This is a genomic window from Pseudoalteromonas sp. SWXJ133, assembly GCF_015864365.1.
GTDB lineage: Bacteria > Pseudomonadota > Gammaproteobacteria > Enterobacterales > Alteromonadaceae > Pseudoalteromonas > Pseudoalteromonas arctica.
This window is the reverse complement of record NZ_JADYXJ010000001.1, coordinates 18,299-42,389: the sequence shown is the minus strand read 5'-3', so window position 1 is coordinate 42,389 and position 24,091 is coordinate 18,299. Positions and strand designations below refer to the sequence as shown.

21 protein-coding genes and 1 pseudogene are annotated in these 24,091 nt (G+C 37.7%); 13 read left to right on the top strand and 9 right to left on the bottom strand.

All coding sequences use genetic code 11. The features are described from left to right. The first annotated feature begins 62 nt into the window (after nucleotides 1-62). The 6 genes from rpsA (at nucleotide 63) to I6F40_RS00170 (ending at nucleotide 5,051) form a co-directional block, all read left to right on the top strand. Nucleotides 63-1,730: a 30S ribosomal protein S1 gene (rpsA, locus tag I6F40_RS00195; protein WP_002961176.1), complete on the top strand. Its 1,668-nt coding sequence runs from the start codon at nucleotides 63-65 to the stop codon at nucleotides 1,728-1,730. Between the two features lie 67 nt (nucleotides 1,731-1,797). After that, complete coding sequence (gene ihfB / locus I6F40_RS00190) at nucleotides 1,798-2,085, top strand: integration host factor subunit beta (protein ID WP_007583054.1); 288 nt, start codon at nucleotides 1,798-1,800, stop codon at nucleotides 2,083-2,085. Nucleotides 2,086-2,106: 21 nt separating this feature from the next. Further along, complete coding sequence (locus tag I6F40_RS00185) at nucleotides 2,107-2,388, top strand: lipopolysaccharide assembly protein LapA domain-containing protein (RefSeq protein WP_007583056.1); 282 nt, start codon at nucleotides 2,107-2,109, stop codon at nucleotides 2,386-2,388. Between the two features lie 2 nt (nucleotides 2,389-2,390). Continuing rightward, nucleotides 2,391-3,527 (top strand): lipopolysaccharide assembly protein LapB, encoded by a 1,137-nt coding sequence (lapB, locus tag I6F40_RS00180; RefSeq protein ID WP_010552858.1) that lies wholly within the window; start codon nucleotides 2,391-2,393, stop codon nucleotides 3,525-3,527. Between the two features lie 351 nt (nucleotides 3,528-3,878). Next, on the top strand, nucleotides 3,879-4,583 hold the full coding sequence (gene pyrF, locus I6F40_RS00175; RefSeq protein WP_166376321.1) for an orotidine-5'-phosphate decarboxylase: 705 nt from the start codon (nucleotides 3,879-3,881) through the stop codon (nucleotides 4,581-4,583). Between the two features lie 93 nt (nucleotides 4,584-4,676). Next, nucleotides 4,677-5,051 (top strand): hypothetical protein, encoded by a 375-nt coding sequence (locus tag I6F40_RS00170; RefSeq protein ID WP_197192315.1) that lies wholly within the window; start codon nucleotides 4,677-4,679, stop codon nucleotides 5,049-5,051. Between the two features lie 43 nt (nucleotides 5,052-5,094). On the opposite strand, the gene I6F40_RS00165 is transcribed toward I6F40_RS00170, so the two are convergent. Both I6F40_RS00165 and I6F40_RS00160 read right to left on the bottom strand, forming a co-directional pair. Beyond that, on the bottom strand, nucleotides 5,095-5,928 hold the full coding sequence (locus I6F40_RS00165; protein ID WP_024590152.1) for a CvfB family protein: 834 nt from the start codon (nucleotides 5,926-5,928) through the stop codon (nucleotides 5,095-5,097). A gap of 2 nt (nucleotides 5,929-5,930) precedes the next feature. Next, nucleotides 5,931-7,259: a DEAD/DEAH box helicase gene (locus I6F40_RS00160; protein ID WP_007583068.1), complete on the bottom strand. Its 1,329-nt coding sequence runs from the start codon at nucleotides 7,257-7,259 to the stop codon at nucleotides 5,931-5,933. 208 nt (nucleotides 7,260-7,467) lie between these two features. On the opposite strand from I6F40_RS00160, the gene trhO reads away from it, so the two are divergent. The 3 genes from trhO to I6F40_RS00145 all read left to right on the top strand — a co-directional run bounded on the left by trhO (nucleotide 7,468) and on the right by I6F40_RS00145 (nucleotide 11,233). After that, complete coding sequence (trhO, locus tag I6F40_RS00155) at nucleotides 7,468-8,475, top strand: oxygen-dependent tRNA uridine(34) hydroxylase TrhO (RefSeq protein ID WP_007583069.1); 1,008 nt, start codon at nucleotides 7,468-7,470, stop codon at nucleotides 8,473-8,475. Nucleotides 8,476-8,623: 148 nt separating this feature from the next. After that, entirely contained in the window at nucleotides 8,624-10,519 is a 1,896-nt protein-coding gene (locus tag I6F40_RS00150; RefSeq protein WP_166376322.1) for a DUF294 nucleotidyltransferase-like domain-containing protein, read from the top strand. 3 nt (nucleotides 10,520-10,522) lie between these two features. Beyond that, nucleotides 10,523-11,233, top strand: a complete 711-nt coding sequence (locus I6F40_RS00145) for a 3'-5' exonuclease (protein WP_007583073.1) — start codon at nucleotides 10,523-10,525, stop codon at nucleotides 11,231-11,233. Nucleotides 11,234-11,476: 243 nt separating this feature from the next. Here the strand turns inward: I6F40_RS00145 and I6F40_RS00140 are convergent, their stop codons facing one another. Then, a complete protein-coding gene (locus tag I6F40_RS00140) occupies nucleotides 11,477-13,057 on the bottom strand; it encodes a BCCT family transporter (protein ID WP_197192314.1) in 1,581 nt (526 codons plus the stop codon). 627 nt (nucleotides 13,058-13,684) lie between these two features. Here I6F40_RS00140 and egtB point away from each other — a divergent pair. Then, complete coding sequence (egtB, locus tag I6F40_RS00135) at nucleotides 13,685-14,956, top strand: ergothioneine biosynthesis protein EgtB (protein ID WP_197192313.1); 1,272 nt, start codon at nucleotides 13,685-13,687, stop codon at nucleotides 14,954-14,956. After that, nucleotides 14,953-15,927, top strand: coding sequence for an L-histidine N(alpha)-methyltransferase (egtD, locus tag I6F40_RS00130; RefSeq protein WP_166376325.1), 975 nt, complete (start codon nucleotides 14,953-14,955; stop codon nucleotides 15,925-15,927). Before egtB ends, egtD begins: the two co-directional genes overlap by 4 nt. An 18-nt stretch (nucleotides 15,928-15,945) precedes the next feature. Here the strand turns inward: egtD and I6F40_RS00125 are convergent, their stop codons facing one another. The 6 genes and pseudogenes from I6F40_RS00125 to pxpB form a co-directional block, all read right to left on the bottom strand. Continuing rightward, on the bottom strand, nucleotides 15,946-16,833 hold the full coding sequence (locus I6F40_RS00125) for a PhzF family phenazine biosynthesis protein (RefSeq protein WP_197192312.1): 888 nt from the start codon (nucleotides 16,831-16,833) through the stop codon (nucleotides 15,946-15,948). After that, complete coding sequence (asnB, locus tag I6F40_RS00120; protein ID WP_007583083.1) at nucleotides 16,817-18,490, bottom strand: asparagine synthase B; 1,674 nt, start codon at nucleotides 18,488-18,490, stop codon at nucleotides 16,817-16,819. Before asnB ends, I6F40_RS00125 begins: the two co-directional genes overlap by 17 nt. A gap of 153 nt (nucleotides 18,491-18,643) precedes the next feature. Next, nucleotides 18,644-19,312, bottom strand: a complete 669-nt coding sequence (gene pcp / locus I6F40_RS00115) for a pyroglutamyl-peptidase I (protein ID WP_197192311.1) — start codon at nucleotides 19,310-19,312, stop codon at nucleotides 18,644-18,646. Continuing rightward, nucleotides 19,305-19,412: pseudogene (locus tag I6F40_RS19835) on the bottom strand (5-oxoproline transporter, DUF979 family subunit); the annotation flags it as partial. The pseudogene I6F40_RS19835 and the gene pcp, both read right to left, overlap by 8 nt. A gap of 22 nt (nucleotides 19,413-19,434) precedes the next feature. Next, a complete protein-coding gene (locus I6F40_RS00105) occupies nucleotides 19,435-20,361 on the bottom strand; it encodes a biotin-dependent carboxyltransferase family protein (RefSeq protein ID WP_166376327.1) in 927 nt (308 codons plus the stop codon). Next, nucleotides 20,354-21,019, bottom strand: coding sequence for a 5-oxoprolinase subunit PxpB (gene pxpB / locus I6F40_RS00100; RefSeq protein ID WP_166376328.1), 666 nt, complete (start codon nucleotides 21,017-21,019; stop codon nucleotides 20,354-20,356). The genes I6F40_RS00105 and pxpB overlap by 8 nt, the downstream gene beginning before the upstream one ends. A 256-nt stretch (nucleotides 21,020-21,275) precedes the next feature. Here pxpB and msrA point away from each other — a divergent pair, with 256 nt between their 5' ends. Continuing rightward, nucleotides 21,276-22,565 carry a peptide-methionine (S)-S-oxide reductase MsrA gene (gene msrA, locus I6F40_RS00095; protein ID WP_166376329.1) on the top strand — a complete coding sequence of 430 codons (1,290 nt, stop codon included), beginning with the start codon at nucleotides 21,276-21,278 and terminating at the stop codon, nucleotides 22,563-22,565. 134 nt (nucleotides 22,566-22,699) lie between these two features. Further along, the gene (locus I6F40_RS00090; protein ID WP_197192310.1) at nucleotides 22,700-23,476 is read left to right on the top strand and encodes an amino acid ABC transporter substrate-binding protein; all 777 of its coding nucleotides are present in this window, start codon (nucleotides 22,700-22,702) and stop codon (nucleotides 23,474-23,476) included. Nucleotides 23,477-24,091: the final 615 nt, after the last annotated feature.

Genomic DNA, 24,091 nt, shown 5'->3' with positions numbered 1-24,091 from the left:
ATTTTAACAACCCCATGCAGCATGGTTGCTTATTGGTATTAATATATGAGACGTATATTCGTATGTCAGAAAATTTTGCGCAGTTATTTGAAGAAAGCTTAAAGGGTTTTGAAGCAGAGCAAGGCTCTATCGTTAAAGGTACAGTAATCTCTATCGAGAATAACATTGTACTTGTAGATGCTGGTCTTAAATCAGAAAGTGCTATCCCTGCTGAGCAGTTCAAAAATGCTGCTGGTGAACTTGAAGTTGCTGTAGGCGACGAAGTAGATGTTGCACTAGATGCAATTGAAGACGGTTTCGGTGAAACTATTCTTTCTCGTGAGAAAGCTAAGCGTCACGAAGCATGGATCCGTCTTGAGAAAGCATGTGAAGAGCAAGAGACTGTTACTGGTGTTATCAACGGTAAAGTTAAAGGCGGTTTCACAGTTGAAGTTGATTCAATCCGTGCTTTCCTACCTGGTTCACTTGTTGATGTTCGTCCAGTACGTGACACAACTCACCTTGAAGGCAAAGAGCTTGAATTTAAAGTAATCAAGCTTGACCAAAAACGTAACAACGTTGTTGTTTCACGTCGTGCAGTTATCGAATCTGAAAACTCACAAGAACGTGAAGAGCTTCTTGCTAACCTTGTTGAAGGCCAAGAAGTTAAAGGTATCGTTAAGAACCTTACTGACTACGGTGCATTCGTTGACCTTGGTGGTGTTGATGGTCTACTACACATTACTGATATGGCTTGGAAGCGTGTTAAGCACCCTTCAGAAATCGTTAATGTTGGCGACGAAATCGCAGTTAAAGTTCTAAAATTCGACAAAGATAAAACTCGTGTATCTCTAGGCCTTAAACAGCTTGGTGAAGATCCATGGGCAGCTATCGCTGGTCGTTACCCAGAAGGTTCTAAACTTTCTGGTCGTGTTACTAACCTTACAGATTACGGCTGTTTCGTGGAAATCGAAGAAGGCGTTGAAGGTTTAGTACACGTTTCTGAAATGGATTGGACTAACAAAAACATCCATCCTTCAAAAGTTGTTAGCTTAGGCGACACTGTTGAAGTTATGGTTTTAGAAATTGACGAAGAACGTCGTCGTATTTCTCTTGGTCTTAAGCAATGTATTGCTAATCCTTGGCAGGAATTTGCTCGTCTACAAAACAAAGGCGATCAAGTTACTGGTAAGATCAAATCAATCACTGACTTCGGTATCTTTATCGGTCTTGACGGTGGTATTGACGGTCTTGTACACCTTTCAGACATTTCTTGGAATACACCTGGCGAAGAAGCTGTACGTGAATTCAAGAAAGGCGACGAAATCACTGCTATCGTATTGCAAGTTGACCCAGAGCGTGAACGTATCTCTCTAGGTGTTAAGCAAATCGAAGCTGACCCATTCAATAACTACCTTGATGCAAACAAAAAAGGTGCTATTGTTAAAGGTAAAGTGACTGAAGTTGATGCGAAAGGCGCAACTGTTGAACTTATCGAAGGCGTTGAAGGTTACATCCGTGTAGCTGATATCGCTCAAGAACGCGTTGAAGATGCAACTACTGTTGTTTCTGTAGGCGACGAGATTGAAGTTAAATACGTTGGTGTTGATCGTAAGAACCGCACTTTAAGCTTATCTGTAAAAGCTCTTTTCGAAGCAGAAGAGAAAGAAGTACTAGAGAAGCTTAAGAAAGAAGAGCCAGTGTTTGAAAACGCAATGGCAGCTGCTTTCGCAAATGCACAAAAAGACTAATATATAATTAGTTTTTAGTTGGAAGGGCATTTTTTGCCCTTCCTATATCTCTTTTTAAGGAAACGCTATGACTAAGTCAGAACTGATAGAAACACTTGCGGAACAACACGCACACGTTCCAGTGAAAGATGTTGAGAATGCTGTAAAAGAAATTCTTGAACAAATGGCCGGCTCATTATCTACTTCAGATCGTATTGAGATCAGAGGTTTTGGTAGTTTCTCTTTGCATTTCCGCGCTCCTCGCACAGGTCGTAATCCTAAGACTGGCGATACAGTTGAGCTTGAAGGAAAGCATGTACCTCATTTTAAACCAGGCAAAGAATTACGCGACCGCGTAAATGAAAGCATTGCCTAGTTAACTTAGTGGAGTAGTTACTTGTTCAAGGTATTAAAAATTATTCTGGTTGCGCTATGCCTCATCAGTGCATTTGTATTAGGGTCACAAAACCCACAGTTAGTACAAATAAATTATATTATAGCCAGTAATACACTACCTTTAGCTGTAATAATAAGTATCTGCTTTTTATTAGGTGTTTTAGTGGGTTGTTTTATTAGCTTTAAATTGTTTTCACAATTAAAGTGGCAAAACTACCGCTTAAAAAAACAATTAGCGCCTGAAAAAGATAAAAAAAAGCTTGCCGCGAATAAAGACACCTAACTATGATTGAGCTTTTGTTTTTACTATTACCTGTTGCCGCCGGTTACGGCTGGATTATGGGTAAAAACAGTGCTAAAAACCAAGCTCATCAACTAAATCGTCAGATCACTTCTGAATACAGCAAAGGCCTAAAGTTTTTACTCGACAGAGAAGAAGACCAAGGCTTAGAGCACTTGATTAATTTGCTTGAAGTTTCAGCTGACTCTGTTGAACACTATTCTACACTTGCCACCATGTTTCGCCGTAGAGGTGAATTGGACCGCGCAATTAAAATTCATGAACTTCTATTAAAACACCCAGGCTTAAATGAACAACAAGCTGCAACTAGCCGCTTAGAACTTGCCGAAGATTATATAATGGCTGGTCTACTAGATAGTGCAGAAGAGCATTTAGTTTGGTTAGTTAAGGCTGGCCATGTAGAAGCGCTAGACCCTATTATTACTTTATATTCGCAAACCCGTGAATGGGAAAAAGGCATCAACATGTTTGAAGCCCACAGCGAACTATTTTCAAAAGAACAACAATTTAAAGCGATTGCTAATTTTTATTGTGAATCAGCTTTAAGTGATAACACACCCCAACTAATGAGAAAAGCGATTAGCTTAAATTATAAAGCCGTACGTCCGCTTTACGAGTTAGGATTAGTTGCTTACGCGAAAGAAGATTACGTTAAAGCTATTTATTACTGGCGTGAGCTTGTATCACAATTCACTTTGTTTGCGCCGTTGTTTATTGATGAGCTAGCTCACAGCTATAAACAATTAAATTTAACGCATCAATTTCATGAATTAGTCAGTGACTTGTTAGAAAAGGGCGGTGTATTAATTAAAATAAAACATTGCCAAGCATTGCTTGAGCAAGGACACACTAAACAAGCCTTTGAATTTCTAACTGATAGCTTAAAACGTCAACCTACTATACGTGGTTTCAGTTTTTTACTGCAATTAATGGGTGACCAAAATAAAAATACTAAAGAAGTACTTAATGAAATTGATAAGCTTGTAACCTCTTATATTGCTACAAAACCTGATTTCCAATGTCAGCATTGCGGTTTTACAAGCTACACCATATATTGGAATTGCCCTTCTTGTAAGCATTGGGAAACCATTGTTCCAAGTCGAGGCTTAGACGGATTTTAATAATCCCTTAAATAATATCGGATTTAACTATGATAATTTTAGCAAATTAAACTGAGAGTTTACTGGGTTGGAATTTTTTGATGTTGTGTCTATATAAATTTCTCTTTACCTTCTCTCAAATTACCAGCTAGCACTATTGCATTAAATCTACTTATACAATTACTTTATATCAATTCGCTTAATTAAGTGGTCTGTTTTGAGGTAAGAAAATTGTGTCGATAACAAGGCAAAAAATTTCGTAATATTATTGTTCTATATAAGAAATTTTTAACGCAGTTAGCGTCAGATTTGGTCCTCAAATTGATTAAGTATTATTGCGGATTGGTATTATAGCCATACATTAGGATAGTCATGTCTTTCGAACACTCAAAAAAAATTCTTATAGCATTAGATTACGATGATCAAGAGGTTGCTTTAAGCTTTGTTAAACAACTTTCTCCTGATACATGTCGTCTTAAAGTAGGCAAAGAGATGTTTACTTATTTTGGACCTACATTTGTTAAAGAGTTAATTGATTTAGGTTTTGATGTTTTTCTAGATTTAAAATTTCATGACATCCCTAATACAGTAGCTAAAGCTGTTACTGCAGCTGCGAAAATGGGCGTGTGGATGGTAAACGTTCATGCTTCTGGTGGTTTTGAAATGATGAGCAAAGCTAAATCGGCTCTAGAACAATTTGGCGATAAAGCGCCATTACTTATCGCGGTTACTGTATTAACAAGCATGGATGAAACAGAACTAAAGCGTTTAGGCGTTGATAAATCTGCTCAAGAGCAAGTTATATATTTAGCTAAGCTTGCAAAGGAAGCTGGGCTTGATGGCGTTGTGTGTTCTGCACAAGAAGCAAAAGCTTTAAAAGCAGAGTTAGGTGAGAACTTTAAACTTGTAACACCAGGTATACGTCCTGAAGGCAGTGATGCTGGCGATCAAAAGCGTATTATGACTCCTAAGCAAGCAATAGATGCAGGAAGTGATTATTTAGTTATAGGACGACCTATTACTCAGGCGGATGATCCCGTAAAAGTGCTTAGTGATGTTAATATATCTATAGCATAATTTAACAAAAAGCAGCAATATAGTGCTAAAAGCCCTTACCTCATGTGTATTTTATGTTACATTATTAGGATTGAAATGTAGTAGGGGTTTGTTTTGAAGTTATTATTAGGTTTTATAATTATTATTGTTGCGGGTTTTTCAGTAAATAAAAATCTTTTTTCTAATAAAGCATATGATGATGTTACATCAGTAACAGATATAATCACGAATTACCCTGTCAATATGTTCGATTTTAAACAAACAATGCAAGATTATGCACACCACCTGTGTTACAAAAATGAGGATACACTTACATCTCAGCATATAACAGTAACTGATTGCATATCTAAGCTTGATGATAAAAAAATAGAATGCGAAAAGAAGATTTTTCGTTTGGCACCGCTTAACCTAGAGTCAAAAGGTGAAGTGCTTGATTATTCAAGGCAATATACGCAATGTACATTGCCTTATAAGTATATTTTAGGTTAATTACAAACAGATAATATTAGTAATTACAGCCTATTATTTATAATTAAGATCTTAAGCGAATGGATTTCGCTTCAATATCTATCAACTCTTGTTTGAATAATCCACCAATTGCTTTTTTATAGTTAGCTTTACTAGTAGAAAACATCTTTTTTATTGCTTCAGGTTCAGATTTATCACCTAATGGGATAACACCACCTTCATTTTTTAGTTTTTGCATAATAGTTTCACCAAGGTCACTTACTTTTCCCATACCTGGCTTTTCTAATACAACATCAATTTTTCCATCTTCACGTACTTTTTGAATGAAGCCTTTAAGCTTTTGACCCACAAATAAGCTTTTAAATACCATATTGTAAAAAACAACACCGAAATGCGATTCTTCAATTAATACCTTGTAGCCAATATCTGTTTTGCCAGCAACAATTAAATCTACTTCTTGTAAGTGAGTATATTGTGGCTCATCTTTAGATAGGAAGCGATTAAAGTTGTTTGATGCACAAATACGTTGGCTTGCATTATCAAGGTACAAACGAACTAAATATGAGTGACCTTCTTGCATGCGTGGTTTTTGTTCGTTAAACGGGGTTAGTACATCTTTCTCAAGACCCCAATCTAAAAATGCACCAATACTATTAATTTCTTTAACGCGAAGCAGGGCATATTCACCTACTTGTGCGTGTGGCTTTTTAGTTGTGGCAGTTGCTAAGTTAGCGTTGTCTAAAAAGATAAATACACTAATGCTATCGCCCGCTTCAAGCTCATGTTTAATTTCTTGTTTTGGTAAAAACACTTCACCTAAATCATGACCATCTAAGTAAGCACCTTCGTTACTCACTTCTTTTACAAATAATGTTTGTGTGGTTCCTAGGTAACTCATAATTATTCCTGCTCAGTCTTTTTTTTACGGCGCATTGGTGTATCGCCATCAATGTTCATTGGTGCTTTAATTGGTGCTGTTGGCTTTTTAGGTTTGGCTTTGCGTTTAAATACAGGCTTTTTAACAGCGGCGGATTTTTCTTTAGATTTATCCCACGTTGCCTCAGGCTTTTTCTCTTTTAAACCTTTAAACTTAGCTTTTAAGCCCTCTACGCTCGCAAATTTTAACTCATCATTTAAAAATGCTTTAATAGCTAAATAACTTGCCCAATCTTTTGGGCCAACTAATGAAATTGCGTTACCTTTAAAGCCAGCTCGTCCTGTACGACCTATGCGGTGTACATACTCTTCAGCGTGTTTTGGTAAATCAAAGTTAATAACATGCGTTACACTTAGTAAATCTAAACCACGAGATGCAACATCGGTGGTGATTAATATTTTAAAGTTTTCGCGACTAAACGAATCCATTATATCTAAACGTTTATTTTGTGTTAAATCACCAGCAAGCGCTACAGACTTGAAGCCTTTAGCATTAAGCGCTTCACTCAAGCGACTCGTGTCAGAACGTGTTGCTGTGAAGATAATGCATTGACCAACATCATCTTGATTCAAAAAGTGCTCTAATAGCGCTTCTTTGTGATCAAGGTGATCGGCTAGATATAAAGTTTGTTTAATATCGCTATGTTGCTCGTTCGCTGCACTTAGCGTAATTTGCTTTGGTTTTTTTAATAGGTTACGTGATAGAGCATCTACTTGAGCATGGTCAAGTGTTGCAGAAAACAATAACGTTTGACGTAAACGGTGATTAGCTTGCTCGTTAATCATTTTTAACTGCTCGGTAAAGCCTAAATCTAAAATACGATCGGCTTCATCAAAAATAAGCAGTTCTAGTCCACTCAATTGTAATGAACGTTTTGTAATGTGATCAGCTAAACGCCCTGGTGTAGCAACTACGAATTGTGGGTCGTTTCTAAGTGCTTTTATTTGGTCATTAAAGTTTTCGCCACCAAGTATTTTTACGGCCTTAATGGCTGTGCCTGCAATTAATAAACGCAGCTGAGTAAATACTTGCGTAGCAAGCTCACGAGTAGGAGCAACAATAAGTACACGAGGATCGCGTTTACTGAGTGCTTTTTGTTTCATAACCCTTTGTACAGCAGGTAATAAAAACGCCAAGGTTTTGCCCGACCCAGTTTTAGACTGAGCGAAAATGTCATGCCCTGCAAGTGCGGTAGGCACTGCATGCGCTTGAATATCGGTGGGCTGGGTGATCCCTTGATGTGCTAGTTGTGTTTCAAGGCGTGTATCAATCCCAAGATCAGTAAACTGCAATGTGTGTTTCTCCAAAATGAGCAAATTAAGTCTATAAATTTATCAGCACATTATAGCTTACACAGATAGGTCGCTAACAGTAAAAACCAATCTATAGCGCTATTTTTTGCAATTAAACTAAAAAAGCGTAAAATACGCGCCCCATATGCGCCGGATTTACGATTCGGTAAACGCCAATACTGGCTAACAAGGCAAAATAGGAAATATAATGACTGTTGTTCATAAAGATAATGTAACGGGCGATCACTTTGTAGTATGTGCGCTGTATAAATTTGTTGGTTTACCTGAATTTGAAGCTATCCGTAAGCCGTTGCTTGAAGTGATGGAAGCAAATGAAGTACGCGGTACTTTACTACTCGCTGCCGAAGGTATAAACGGCACTGTTTCTGCAAAACGTGAAGGGATAGACAACTTATTAGCATGGCTTGATGAGCAACCAAATTTAAAAAACATTGTAACAAAAGAATCTTACGATGATGAATGCCCGTTTTACCGCACTAAAGTAAAACTAAAAAAAGAAATTGTAACGATGGGCGTTGAAGGTGTAGATCCGCTTAAAGTTGTGGGTAGCTATGTAAAGCCAAATGAGTGGAACGCACTTATATCTGATCCAGAAGTAATTTTAATTGATACACGTAATGATTACGAAATTGAAATTGGTACATTTCAAAACGCAGTCGATCCAAATACTAAAACTTTTCGCGAATTTCCACAGTGGGCTAAAGAAAACTTAGACCCTGAAAAACATAAAAAAGTAGCGATGTTTTGTACAGGTGGTATCCGCTGCGAAAAATCGACGGCCTACATGAAAGAGCAAGGTTTTGACGAAGTTTATCATCTTGAAGGCGGCATTTTAAAATATCTAGAAGAAGTGCCAAAAGAAGAAACCATGTGGGAAGGCGAATGTTTTGTATTTGATAATCGCGTTGCGGTTGATCACGACTTACAAAAGGGCTCTTATGATCAATGCCACGCGTGCCGTATGCCAATTACAGAAGACGAAAAGTTAAAGCCTGAATACATGGAAGGTGTATCTTGTCATCATTGTATTGAAGAAGTGACAGACGAGCAGCGGACACGTTTTGCGGAGCGCCAAAAGCAAATAGAATTAGCGCAAGCACGTGGCGAAGGCCATATTGGTAATGAGGCACAAGCTGTTTTACAGCAACGTAAAGAAGCCAAAAAAGCCCAAAAAGACGCTCAGCGCGGTAAATAAATTTTTACAATAAGTATTACATTTAAAGAGTCTATTTAGGCTCTTTTTTTGTGCCCAAAATTGTGCAGTAATTGTTTTCACACTCCGATGATAGTGTTAATCTGCAAAACATATTTAGTCATTTTAATGCGCATACAGGAAGGGATTTATGCAAGCCGAACAAGTTGAAATCGCACAATTTTTAGCACAACATCCTCCTTTTGATGACTTACCTCAAAAAGCGCTTAATGAGCTAGCTCAACAAGTAGAAGTTGCTTATTTTAGAGCAAAAACAGACATTTTAAGTTTTGGACAAGACATATCTGATTTGTATGTGATTAGAAGTGGTTCTGTAGAAATGTATCGCCGAAATGGTGAGCTATACAATCGCTTGGCCATCGCAGGGATATTTGGTCAAATGGGTTTATTGATGAACCGTAAGGTGCGTTTTCCTGCAACTGCTCTTGAAGATACGTTAGTTTATTGTATAAATGTTGAGCTATTTAATCGTTACTGCGATGAGTTTGATGCGTTTGCTGATTACTTTGAAACAGATGGTAACGTGCGTTTACGTCAAGCTATTGTTGAACAAGCTGATGGCAACGACCTTACAACAGCTAAAGTAAAATCATTAATTCACAGAGATGTAGTCACCGTAGATGCAACCTCTACAATACAAGATATCGCTAAATTAATGACCGAAGAGGCGGTATCGTCAGTTTTGGTAACCGATGTAAATAAACCAATAAACGACGATCCTGAGGAAGATGATGGACAAGTCGTTGGCATAATAACCGATAGGGATTTACGCTCAAAAGTAGTGGCTAAAGGGCTTGATTTTAACACACAAGCAAAAGAGATTATGTCTACTAACTTAGTGCTTTTAGATGCTAATGACTATATTTTTGAGGCGGTACTGGCCATGCTCAGAGATAATCTCCATCATTTACCCGTAGTACAAAAAAGACGTCCTATAGGAGTTATCTCCCTCTCTGATATTTTACGTTACGAATCGCAAAGCAGCTTATTACTTGTACGCGGCATACTTGCTCAACAAACAATTGAGGATTTAGCGCATTATGCACGCCAATTACCCAATGTATTTGTCCGTATGGTTAACGAAGATGCAAATTCACATATGATTGGCACTGCCATGGCCGTTATAGGACGTACATTTAAACAAAGATTACTTGTATTAGCTGAAGAAAAGTTTGGTTCACCTCCTGTTCCTTATTGTTTTATTGCACTGGGCTCCATGGCTCGCGACGAGCAACTTATTGTAACTGATCAAGATAACGCACTAATTTTAGATGACAGTTACGACGAAGAAAAACATAACGCGTACTTTCAAAATATTGCCGATTTTGTGTGTGATGGCTTAGCGCAGTGTGGTTACACTTATTGTGATGGCGAAATAATGGCGTCGTTTAAAAAATGGCGTAAAACTCGCTCAGAGTGGTTCGATCAATTTGCTGATTGGATAGCCCAGCCAAAACCACAAGCACTGCTTAATAGCTCTATATTTTTTGATTTAGACGGTGTGTGGGGCAAAACCAAGTGGGCCGACGAGCTTAAAATATTTATAGCGAAACAAAGTAAAGTGAATCGTATATTTCTAGCAAATATGGCGGCAAATGCTCGAAATAGGACACCACCTCTTGGCTTTTTTAAAGGCTTTGTTATGGAGCATAACGGCCAACATAAGCGTTCAATGAACTTAAAACGAAGAGGTACTGCACCACTTTCTGATGTTATACGTGTACACGCATTAGCTATTGGTTCGCGTAAACAAAACTCGTTTGAGCGATTAGAAGATATTATTGAAGCTAAGCTATTACCGCAGGGTAAAGCGCAAGATTTACGTGATTCACTTGAGTATATTGCCATGATGCGAATTCGCCATCAAGCGTGGCAAATAGAGAAGGGCGAAGAGCCTGATAACGACTTAGACCCACATTTACTGTCTCCTTTTGAACAGCGAAACTTGAAAGAGGCATTCGCTATTTTAGAAAAAGCACAAAGCTATTTAAAATTTAGCTACACAGCAAATTCTGGTGTGAAGTAGCCTATGAATCCGCGTAATTACAAAGCAGTTGATTGGCAAGCTAGATACAACGAGCTTGCCAACAACACCGAAAATAAACTTCTAAAACACTTTTATGCAGGTGCTTATAACCAAGATAAAGCAGCAGTAGAAGATGTGCCTTTTGTAGCAATGGACTTTGAAACAACAGGTTTAAATAGCCAAAACGACGATATTGTGAGTGTTGGCTTAGTGCCATTTAATTTAAAGCGTATTTATTGCAAACACAGTCGGCATTGGGTTGTTCAACCAAGACGTAACCTGCATGAAGAATCTATTTTAATCCATGGAATAACGCACTCTGAGGTGGATGACGCCCCTGATTTTAACCGAATTATTGAACCTTTACTCGAAGCGCTAAGTGGTAAGGTTGTCGTAGTGCATTACGCCGCAATAGAGCGACATTTTTTAAATAATGCGTTATTACTTAGGCTTAAAGAAGGTATTGAGTTTGCACTTGTTGATACAATGGAGCTAGAAAAAAGAGCACTAAAAGCAAGGCAGGGAGTATTAGGTCGATTGTTTAACACAAAACTAGGATCGCTCAGATTAACAGATTGCCGCGAGCGTTACTCATTACCTCCATATAATAACCATAATGCTTTAACGGATGCGCTTGCTACAGCCGAGCTTCTACAAGCGCAACTGAGTCATCATTACCGTGTAGATACTCCAATTTCAGAGTTGTGGGTATAATACCAATACGCAATGATACTTTAATCGTTTTTGGAGTTAAACCTGACGCTAGCTGCGTTAAAAATTTCTCATTTAGAATAACTAAATAACGAAATTTTTGCCTTACTATCGATACGATTTTCCTGCCACAAAATAGAGCACTTTATTAAGCAAATTGGTATGATTTTAAATAGTTAAACAAAAAAGCGCCGCAAAAATTGCGGCGCTTTTGTTACTAAGTAAAAGTGTTACTTATTAAAAGTATTATTTAATTGAGCGAGGCTCAGTTCGTAAACCTAAAACTAAGCTTAAACACATAAATAACAATACAATAGTGAAAGGTAATCCTGCTGATACAGAGCCAGCTTGAAGTGCTTGAATCGCTTCAGTCCCGCCTATCCAAAGTAATGCAGCGGCTACCGCACCTTGCGTCACAGCCCAAAAAATACGCTGTGGTACTGGAGCATCAATTTTGCCACCGGCAGTGATTGAATCAATTACCAAAGAACCAGAGTCCGATGAAGTAATAAAGAAAACCAATACTAAAATAATCGCTACAAATGATAAAATGTTCGCCATAGGTAATGCATCAAACATTTGGAACATAGCTAAAGGTACTTCAGTTAGGCCGTTAGCACCTAGTTCACCTACACCGTTGATTACTTGATCAATTGCAATTCCGCCGTATATAGACATCCATAAAATAGTAACAGCAGTAGGAACAAGCAATACCGCAATTAAGAATTCACGAATTGTACGACCACGTGATACACGCGCGATAAACATACCTACGAACGGTGACCAAGAAATCCACCATGCCCAATAAGATACAGTCCACCCGTGCATCCAAGTTTCATCTTCACGACCATGAGGATTACTTAGTGGGATGATATTTTCTATATACCCCATAACAGTAGTCGGGATATTACCTACAGAAACAGCAAAGCCTACTAAAAAAACAAAGATAAGCAAAACTAAGGCGATTAGCATATTGGCATTACTAAGTACTTTAACGCCGCCATCAATCCCACGAATTACTGAAACAATAGCTAAAAGTGAAACACCTATAATGACTAAAATTTGTGAACCAACTCCGCCTGAGGTACCAAATACATGGTCTATTCCTGCAGAAGCTTGCTGTGCCCCAAGTCCTAAAGAAGTAGCAAGACCAAACAGGGTTGCAAGCACGGCTAAAATATCGATGAGGTGACCTGGCCAGCCCCATGCTCTATCACCTAAAATAGGATAAAAGATAGAACGAATAGACAGTGGTAAGCCTTTATTATAAGTAAAAAATGCAAGCGAAAGCCCTACAACGGCATAAATAGCCCACGGGTGAAGACCCCAGTGAAACATAGTCGCACCCATTGCTACTTTTGCCGCCTCGGGTGTATTAGGTGTTACATTCAGTGGTGTTTCAAACCAGCCTGTATAATAAGCAAGTGGTTCAGCAACGCCCCAAAACATTAAGCCAATACCCATTCCCGCAGCAAATAACATAGCTAACCATGAGATACGTGAATGAGTCGGTTTAGCATCATCGCCACCTAAACGAATGTTACCGTAAGGTGAAACAATAAGCGCTAAACAAAAAACAACGAAAAAATTAGCAGCCCACATAAATAAGGCGTCAAAGTTATTGATAATATCTGTTTTTATACCATCAAGAGCAGATTTAGCCGTTTGTGGTTCGGTAACAAGAATGGCGATTAAAAAAATGACAATCAGTCCGGCACTTATGCCGAAAACAGAGTTATGTATATCAAGCCCCCATTTTTGTACGTTGTCTTGACCTACAGTGTAGTCTGTACTGTCAATACTATATTTGTCATGATTTTCCTTCATGCAATACCTCTTTAGTTGTCCTAACAAGCCAAAATAAATTCGGCGTCATATCGAATTACATTAGCCTTTAAATATTAAGTAAATGTAATACCATAATTATTTGAAGACTAACTAATTTGAAGAGTGATCATACAGCTAGTAGTGTATGAGTTAAATATTAAATGTAAATGAATTTGCATTTAAAACGCTGTTTATATAGCCAAATTCATGATTCTTTTATTTAAAAAGCCCTAAAATTATAAATTCAGTGAACGTTAAAATTTAGTTTGCTATTAAAAGTATTAATTTACTTGGTTAAGTAAAAAAAGATCACTTTTAAGCAACTTAATTAATGCTTAAATACTAGGGCTTGTTGACCTTTTAGGATTGAAATTTGTTCTATTTAGGAGCGATTTAATCGATCCTAAGTTTGTAACCTAACGGTGCTGTTTCAAATCTGCGTTATTCTACATGCTTACATACACGTGAGAATAATTAAAAGCTGAGCAGTAAAGAGCAAATTTCCCTCCAGGGCTAGTATAAATTTATAAGCTGATAAGCATCTTTAATCAAGTTGTAATATGAATATGATTTAACACAACACTAAGCTATATTTTATAAATAGATAGGCAAAGGATTAATACTATTATGCGTGAATGCGCTTTAAACAATACCAATCAAAACGAACTTGTTAAACGCTTTTACAGCGTTAGAGGCGAAAGCCTGGCTATTATTGAACCACTCACTGTAGAAGATTGCCAATTACAAGCTATGGCAGATGCCAGCCCAAGTAAATGGCATTTAGCGCACACGACGTGGTTTTTTGAAACGTTTTTACTTAGTGTTTATTGCAAGCAGTACACTGTGTTTAACTCTCACTATAGAATGCTTTTTAATTCTTACTACAATGGTATTGGAGAGCAATTTAAGCGCGCCAACCGAGGTAGTTTATCCAGACCTGGTTTAGATGAAGTATTAGCTTATAGAAAGCATGTAGATAGCTGTATTATTGAATTGCTTAAGAGCGAAGTTAGTCCACAAATTAAAGATATTATTGATCTTGGATTAAACCACGAGCAACAGCATCAAGAGCTGATGCTTATGGACATCAAATATAACTTTTCAGTAAACCCATTATTTCCACAATATCAAACATCACTTTTAACTAATCAAAATAAACCAATTCATATTAAGCCTCTTAATTTTATAAACTTTGAGCAAGCCATTATTAATATAGGCACAAATGCCGACGACGAATTTGCATATGATAACGAGCTACCTAAGCACCAAGTATTAATTCATCCATTTAGCTTTGCTAACAGGTTAGTCACTAATGGTGAATATTTAGAGTTTATAAATACCGGTGGATATAGCGACCCACAGTATTGGCTGAGCGATGGTTGGGCAAACATTCAAAATAACAAATTAACACAGCCATTATATTGGCATTGCATAAATAACGAATGGTTTGAGTTTACACACTATGGGTTGCAGCCTCTTAATTTAAATGCACCCATCTGCCATGTTAGTTATTTTGAGGCCAGTGCCTATGCTAATTTTGTAAAAGCGCGTTTGCCTACAGAGTTCGAATGGGAATATGCGGCTAAGAACGATTATTTGGTTGAAGCAGAAGAGCGTTATCTCACACCTCAATTAGCAAAAGGTGATACTAAAATAAGTCAGTTAACTGATTCATGCTGGCAATGGACGAACAGTGCATATTTACCATACCCCGGTTTTAAACCTATTGAAGGAGTAGCAGGGGAATACAATGGTAAGTTTATGAATAACCAAATGGTATTACGCGGCGGGTGTGTGTTTACCCCTCAAAACCATTTACGACAAACATACCGTAATTTTTATTACCCGCATCAAGCGTGGATGTGCAGCGGGATAAGACTAGCTAAGGATATAGTATGAGCCAAGTAACAGCGATTAAGCAAAGCAACATAACCGACACTGAATTTCTAAACGACGTGATAAGCGGATTAACTCAACAACAAAAAACGCTTCCGTGTAAATATTTTTATGATGATAAAGGTGCTGCATTATTTGAGCAAATAACAACCTTACAAGAGTATTATGTTACACGTACTGAGCTTTCTATATTAGCGCAACACTCAAAGTCGATTGCTCAAATGCTACCTGAAAACCTCTCTATTATAGAGCCCGGCTGTGGCTCGGGTAAAAAGGTAGCCTATTTATTAGCGCATATGGCAAACGTTAAAACCTTTGTACCGTTTGAAATATCTGAGGAGATGCTCAGTTATTCACTTGCACATTTGTCACCGTTATTTCCAGATTTGGCAATTTCGCCATTATTAGGAGACTTTACACATAGCCAAATGGTCAAACAGCTAACCAAAGACACCGCTTTAGACAGTCAAACTAATTTGGTGTACTTTCCGGGCTCTACTCTTGGTAATTTTGCCCCAGTTAAAGCCATAGAAATTATGAATAATTTCCATCGCTTATGCGGTGTAAATGGTTATGTATTAATTGGGGTTGATTTAGTAAAAGAGCGCCAAGTGTTACTTGATGCATATAACGATAAAGCGGGAGTTACCGGTGCTTTTAATAAAAATTTACTACAACGTATTAATAACGAGCTAAACGGCACATTTAATATAGATAACTTTAGCCACGAGTCACGCTTTAACGAGCAACATAGCCGTATCGAAATGCATTTAGTAAGTAATCGTACTCAAAGCGTGATTATAAATGATCAGCAAATAGACTTTATAGAAGGTGAAAGCATTCATACGGAAAACTCTCACAAGTACACGCTTGAGTCGTTTAAGCAGCTTGCAGCGCAAGCTAATTTAAAGTTAGAGCAAACATGGCAAGACGATAGTAACTATTTTGCTCTGTGCTTATTAAGACCGCTTTAAACCTTACTTAAGTTATGTTTAGTAAATGACAACTTGGGCATTGTTAAACTCATAGTTTAGCAATGCACCATTATTTGATTGTTGTATAAGCTTGGCTTTATTTAAACCGTACAGTCTAAATAGCAGGGGGGCAATAACAGATACCGCAGAGCCTGTAGCACTGTCTTCATTAACACCAAACTGGGGTGCAAAGTATCTAAAATGCGCTATGGCATTTTTCTTGTCTTTATTTTTTATACTAAGGGCAATTACTGCATTTTTGTGGAGTGCACACAAAGCTTTAAAATCAACATGTACGCTTTTTAAATCATCTTTTTTAACTGATTTATCGAATTCTTTACTAAATTCCTTATTAAATTCTTTACTAAATAATACAACCGTATAACCGTTTTTGTCGCCGGTACTGTAGGCTGCTTTTATTGCTACTGAAAACACACTTTTTAACTCACCTTCAGCTAACTCGCTTTTTTTAGGCTCTATGCTTTTTAGTAACAGCTGAGCGCGTTGTTTTTTTACTCTTATAGTAAAGCGCTCATTACTCATTGAAGTAAATACTTCAGGGCAATAACCCAAATAACCTATTAAAAAATTAGCGGCCGCTAAAGTGCCATGTCCGCAGCGTTTAATTTCACTTGTTTGGTTAAACCAGCGAATATTGCAATGGCGTTTAGCTATCTCATTTTGATTTAAAAATACGGTAGCAGGGTAAGTTGATTGTGATGCAATATATTGCATTGTTTTTGATGTTAACCCATTTTTATAAATAACAATTAAAGCGCTTGAGCCTTTTAAGTTATGTGCAGAGCTATAAAAAACAGATTCGGTGGAAATGAGCTCTATAAAGCGAAGCGTAAACCATTTAGGCTTACGCTTCGCTAAACAAAGAGTATTAACCTTTGCTTGCATATGCGTCGTTATGAACGCCTGCAGCACGACCTGATGGATCAGCATTGTTTTGGAACGATGCGTCCCATGCAAGTGCTTCAGGAGTCGAACACGCTACCGATTTACCATGAGGTACACATTTAGCTGATGCATCACCAGGGAAATGCGATTCAAAAATAGTACGGTAGTAGTAAGCTTCTTTTGAATCTGGCGTATTAATAGGGTATTTAAATTTCGCATTTTCAAGCTCTTGATCGCTCACTTGCTCATTTACAAACTCTTTTAAGGTATCAATCCAGCTGTAGCCTACACCGTCTGAAAATTGCTCTTTTTGACGCCATAGCACTTCATCAGGTAAGTAACCTTCAAAGCCTTCACGTAAAATGTGTTTTTCAATTTTGCCATCTTTACACATTTTAGCTTCAGGGTTGATACGCATAGCAACATCAACAAATTCTTTATCAAGAAACGGTACACGTGCTTCTACGCCCCATGCCGCCATTGATTTATTAGCACGTAAACAGTCAAACATATGCAGTTTTGATACTTTACGGTTTAGCTCTTCATGAAACTCTTGTGCGTTAGGGGCTTTATGGAAGTATAAGTAACCACCAAATAGCTCATCAGCACCTTCGCCAGATAACACCATTTTAATGCCCATTGCTTTAATCTGGCGAGCCATTAGGTACATAGGTGTAGAGGCACGAATAGTTGTTACGTCATAGGTTTCTATGTGGTAAATCACTTCACGTAATGCATCAATACCTTCTTGAATGGTAAAAATGATAGGGTGGTGAATAGTACCAATCATGTCAGCTACTTTTTGTGCAGCCGCTAAATCAGGCGAGCCTTCAAGGCCTACTGAAAAAGAATGCAGCTTAGGCCACCATGCGTCGCTTTCGTCGTTATCTTCAATACGTTTTGCAGCAAAGCGCTGGGTAATAGCAGAGATAACCGATGAGTCTAAACCACCAGACAGTAATACACCGTAAGGCACGTCACACATTAATTGGCGTTTAACGGCGGCTTCTAATGCATCTTTAACGTCTTGCGCTTCTGCGCTGTTATCTTTAACTGCATCAAATGTTTCCCAATCACGTTTGTAATAAGGCGTCATTTTGCCATCTTTGCTATACAGGTAATGCCCTGGAGGAAATTCTTCAATATGCTTACAAATTGGAGAAAGTGCTTTTAGCTCAGAAGCAACGTAAAAGTTACCGTGCTCGTCGTGACCGGTGTAAAGCGGGATAATACCAATATGGTCACGGCCAATTAAGTAGGCGTCATTTTCTTCATCGTATAAACAAAATGCAAAAATGCCATTTAGGTCATCTAAAAAGTCAGGCCCTTTTTGTTTATACAGCGCTAAAATAACTTCACAGTCTGATTGAGTTTGAAAAGTAAAATCAACATCTAGCTCTGCTGCAAGTTCTTTATGATTATAAATCTCGCCGTTAACCGCTAAAATATTTGTTTTTTCAGGATTGTATAAAGGCTGCGCACCGCTTGATACACCAACAATAGCTAAACGCTCATGCACTAAAATAGCTTTTTCAGATGCATATACACCAGACCAATCTGGGCCACGGTGTCTAAGCAGCTTTGACATTTCAATTGCTTGGGTACGCAATTGAGTGGGATCAGATTTAATATCTAATACCCCAAAAATTGAACACATAGTAACTCCTCATTCCTATTATGTGTGCAGCAGAGCCAATTTGCTGTGCTGCGAAACCTTGTTTTATCAGAAAAAATTACTCAAGTCACATAGCTTTTACAATTAATTAAGAATAATTTATGCACCAAGCTAGATGTAATTGCACCAAAGTGGTTAATGCGTGGTTCCTGCTGCTATTTTTACGTCGCTATTATTGTTCAAAGCTTGTGCAATCATAACTCTCAGGGCATTAATAACGGTTTCTTCGCTCATGCTTGGTGCGCCATTGTGGTGCACAGCTTGGCTTGGTAAATAAGGAATATGCACAAAGCCACCTTTCATTACAGCGCAGTGATCATTTATGTAATGCATAAGACCATACATAACGTGATTACACACATAAGTACCTGCTGTATTGGAAATGGCAGCAGGTATATTGCTGTTGTGCAATGCTTGTAACATGCGCTTTATTGGTAAGTTTGTGAAATAGGCATCAGGGCCATTTTTTTCTATTGGTGTATCGATAGGCTGCTTACCTGCATTGTCTTTAATGCGTGCATCGTCAACGTTTATTGCAATACGCTCAATTGATATTTCGCTGCGCCCACCAGCTTGGCCTATACATAAAACAACCGCCGGATTGTGCGACTCAATGGCGTTTATAAGCTGACTGATAGACGTATTAAATTCACAGGCAAGGTCTAGTGTACATATTTTGTGTTTCATGATGATAGTTTCATCAAGTTTTTGCACTGCTTGCCAAGAAGGGTTTATAGCTTCGCCACCAAAAGGAGCAAAGCCAGTTATTAATACACACGGCATAGTAGAAGTTGATTTAGTCATTAAACACCAAGCTATACATTAAAATAATATTAACGGCGAGTAAGGAAACGGCCGTCGGAATTTGAACCTTTATTACATGGTACCTATTTTTTAAATCTAGGGCGTGTTGATTCTAGAATATTTTATAGGTTATTTTTAAGTGCAAGGCTCAATTGATGTAGGTGCCCGTCAAGTTTCTGCTTCGCCTTTGCTGCTTCTTCAAACGTTACATATTTAAATTCAACAGTATCTAAAGGTCTAAATTGTGCAAATTGATGTAAGTCGGCTTCAATTACAGTCCCTAAAAGAGGGTAGCCCCCGGTTGTTTGACCATCGTTAAGTAGCACAATAGGCTCACCATTCGGTGGCAGTTGAATACTCCCAGGACTCACCCCTAGTGATGGCAAAGAGTGCGAATGTGCCAAATTATTTTTATGCTCAAGCCTTACGCCCATTCGGTTGCTGTTACTACTAACTTTAAATGCGGTAGATACAAAGTTGTTAAGTAAAGGCTCGCCTAATAAATTAGCATGAGGACTTGGGTGCAGTCGTATAAGCTTGCGCTGGGCGGGAGCAATTGCGCCTACTTTTATAAACTCTCCATAATAAGGAGTAATAGGTATTTCATCACCAGTGGCGAGAGCTCTACCTTCAATACCACCAAAACATGCGTTTAAATCTGTAGATTTAGAGCCCATAACATCAGTATTTTGTATACCGCCTTTCACTGCTAAATAAGCTCTTAAGCCGGCTCTACCAGTAGCAAAGCTCAGTACTTGTTTGTTTTTTACTGCGTATGTCCAACCAGGGTAAATTGCTTGTCCATCAAGGGTTGCTTGCAAATCTGCACCATGAAGCGCAATTACTGTGTCGCAGGTGAATTCCAGCTCGCACAAACCAACGGTTATTTCTAAAACGGCATCATTGTCGTTATTGTTAAGTAATCTATTAGCAATTATTTGTGCAAATGGGTCTAAGCTACCCGCTTTGCTTACACCTAAATGGCGGTAGCCTTCACGGCCAAAATCTTGAATTGTAAGTAATACACCACTTCTAAGTACTTTAATCATGAGTTGCTCCTTTATTAACTAGCGGAACAAATTCAAGCGTATCGCCTGGTTGAATTAAACAAGGTTGCTCCGAGGTCGAATCAAACAAAGCAGTATCTGTATGACCTATTATGTGCCAACCACCAGGGGTATCTGCGGGGTAAATTCCGGTTTGTTCAGCACCTATCGCAACAGAGCCTTTAGGAACTTTAATGCGTGGCTCATCACGCCTTGGTGTATGTAATTGCTGATTTAAGCCATGTAGGTAGGCAAAACCGGGCTGAAAGCCTAAAAATAAAACGTGGTATTTGGTTTCACTATGAATATTAATAACCTCATCAGCGCTTAAATTATGATAACGAGCCACGTAATTAATATCCTCACCCTTGTATATAGTTTCGATTAAGTGATGTTGCCCTTTAAAAGTACTCGTTTTAATATCATTCCACAGCGAAGGTAGCACTTGTAACCACTTATTTAAGTGTTTATCTGATTTTAAATAGAGAGTGAGCGAGTTCATGGCTGGCACCAAATCGGTAAATTCATCAGTGCATTTACAGTGGCTGGTTAAAGCCCAAATTTTCTTTTGAACAGAGAGTCTATCTGTAGCGTCTAAATGCGATGCATCAAGTAGTAAACTACTGTTTGTTAATGCATAAATATGGGGAGCTGGCTTCATTAAATAAACCTATTTGTACAACATAATTTAAACGTAACACAGTTTTATTAATTTATTTACACCATTGCGACTAAGTGGTTATGTTTAGTGTTTATTTACCCAGCTTACCTTAAGAGTGTTTTTATATTCAATTAATCGTATTTAACTTATTGAGGACTAAAACTTAATACATTTCGTACTAAATAAGTAATTAGGTTGAAATGAAAATTAAGATAAGGAGGTCTTAATTAGCACGCACTTGTTTATGAGGTACTTTATGAAACACCAGCATTTATTATATTTATCAGGCGCTGCTATTATATTTAGCGCAGGCAGCTTTGCTTTATCTATGGAAAAGGTAGAACACAGTAATGTAGAAGCCACCATGCATGTAGAAACCATTGTACTGGGGTCTGGTTGTTTTTGGGGAGCAGAAAAACGCTACGAAGCGCTTAATGGCGTTATTGATGCTGAGTCGGGTTATGCTGACGGTAATGGGTTTAAAGCAACGTACAGAAATATTACTGATCAGTCTCGTCGTTTTGACGAGGACAATTATGCTGAAGTTGTGCAAGTTATGTATAACAGCAATATAATTTCAGCAGAAGACCTCTTAAAAAACTATTTTGAAAGTCACGATCCTACGCAAAAAAATCGCCAAGGTAACGACATCGGTACTCAATATCGTTCAATTGTATTAACGACTACTGATGCACAAGCTAAAGTAGCTGAGCAAGTTAAATCGCAATATCAGCAGCTTTTAACTGATGCGAGCTACGGCAAAATCGAAACGGTTATTAAACCGCTTACAGGTTTTGTATCGGCAGAAGAATATCACCAAAATTATCTAGAAAAGAACCCTAATGGCTATTGCCCCGATCATTCTACAGGCGTAGTTTTTAATAAAACACCCGTAGAAAAAGCAGACAACAGTGCTCTACTCGCAGGTAAGCAAATAGTGGTACTTGATTCTCGTGATTACTGCCCGTACTGTGAAAAATTTAAAAAAGCAGTCGCAAATGATTACAAAGGCACAATACCTATGACATTTCGCCATGCTGACCAACTTAATGATTTAACTATTAAGTCAGCCACGTGGGCAACGCCGACTATTTTGTTTCTAGAAAATGGCGTTGAGGTATATGGCCGTCAAGGCTATGCAACACCTGAAGAGTTTTATAAAGCATTAGGCGCTTTTAAATTAGGTAACAGTGATGCTTATAAAGTTGCATTCGATGCACGAACAGATAGACCTTATTGTAAAGAGTACAAAGAGTTTAAAAATACACCTGATGGTACTTTTGTTGATAAATTAAGTGGAGAGCCACTATTTGATACAAGCGATAGGTTTAACTCCGGTACTGGTTGGTTGTCGTTTAAGCACCCAGTAAAAAGTAGTGTAACGCAGCATGACGATAGCAGCTGGGGAATAACACGTATTGAGCTACGTTCTAAAAGTACAGGTATTCATCTTGGTCATTTATTCCCAGGAGAAGGCCCTAGAGGCACAGACCGCTACTGTATAAACGCAACAGTACTCGATTTTGTACCAAGAGATAAAAGCTAAACCTTTTACTTTGTAAAGCCTGATTTTAATCAGGCTTTTTTTTGCATAAAATAAAATAGATTTATCATATTCTTTGCAAATTTGTTAAAATTAAAGCGTTGAGCTACACATCAATAATATTACTTAGGTTGTAAATGAATCAATTTATAAAAATAACAACGCAGTTAATGTATTTGCCTTTAGCTTTATTAATTTTTATTACCGATGCTAAGTCGGCAACGCACTATGTCGTCGGCGTAGAGAATATAGAGTATCTACCTTACTTTGATGGTAGTGGAACAAATGGTGCAGATTATTATGGCTTCAGTCAAAAATTACTTACTTTGTTCGCCCAGCAGCACGATTTTGAATTTGAGTTTTACACGCTGCCAATTAATCGTCTTTATAAAGAATTTATTGATCACCATCATGTTGATTTTAAATATCCAGATAACCCTCAATGGAAACCAAGTTATAAAGCTTCCTTTGGTGATTTAAATGAAATTATTTATTCGCAGCCAACCGTTGTGACTAAAACGGGTATTGCGAGTTTAAATAAAAATATCACTATTGATGAATGCGTTAGTTTTGCAACGGTGAGAGGGTTTACGTCTCAAAGCTTTAAACCTTTAATGAATAACGAAAACGTTGAGCTAATTGAAACAGCTAACGTAATGGAATTAATAGAGATGCTTTTGAAAGAGCGAGTGGAGTGTATTTACATATCTAACGATGTATTAAACTATAATATCGTTAAATATTTCAAATTAACCCGACCCGTTTATTTTCAAAACGAATTGCCGACAGATTTACAAGCCTTTTTATTATCGTCGATTGACTACCCTGAGGTAGTTAAGAAATTTGATACATTCTTGCTTTCACATAAAGTGCAAATAAGTAAATTAAAAAAAGAGTATCAAATAAAAAATTAACTAAAAAAGCCCCGTAAGTTATAACTTACGGGGCTTTTTAAAAGGTATTAACCTGTATATAACTATATTATGTATGTGCTTAATAATAAAAACAGTCCAAGCCAAGTCACCACCTAACTTGAACCGCTTTTCACACTGACAACATCTTCACACACAATATAAAGATTCTGTTTACTACGCTCTCAAAGCATTTGTATTGCATATCATGTGGTTTGAGCCAAGAATAAAAACAGTTCAAGCCAAGTCACCACCTAACTTGAACCGCTTTTTCACACTGACAACATCTTCACACACAATATAAAGATTCTGTTTGCTACGCTTTAGTAGCTTTGTAATGCATATCATGTGGTTGAGCCAAGAATAAAAACAGTTCAAGCCAAGTCACCACCTAACTTGAACCGCTTTTTCACACTGACAACATCTTACACACACAATATAAGATTCTTTTCACTGCTAAGTTTGAGTTACTAAAACTCAAAAGGTTGCATTTATTGCTCTTAAAAAACAAATTAACTAAGTTGTTTTGAACTGATGAAGTAACTTTAATATTTAACTTTATTTTCGACAAACGATAAAAATGAAACCAATGAGTGAAAAAAATTAAACTATAGACTT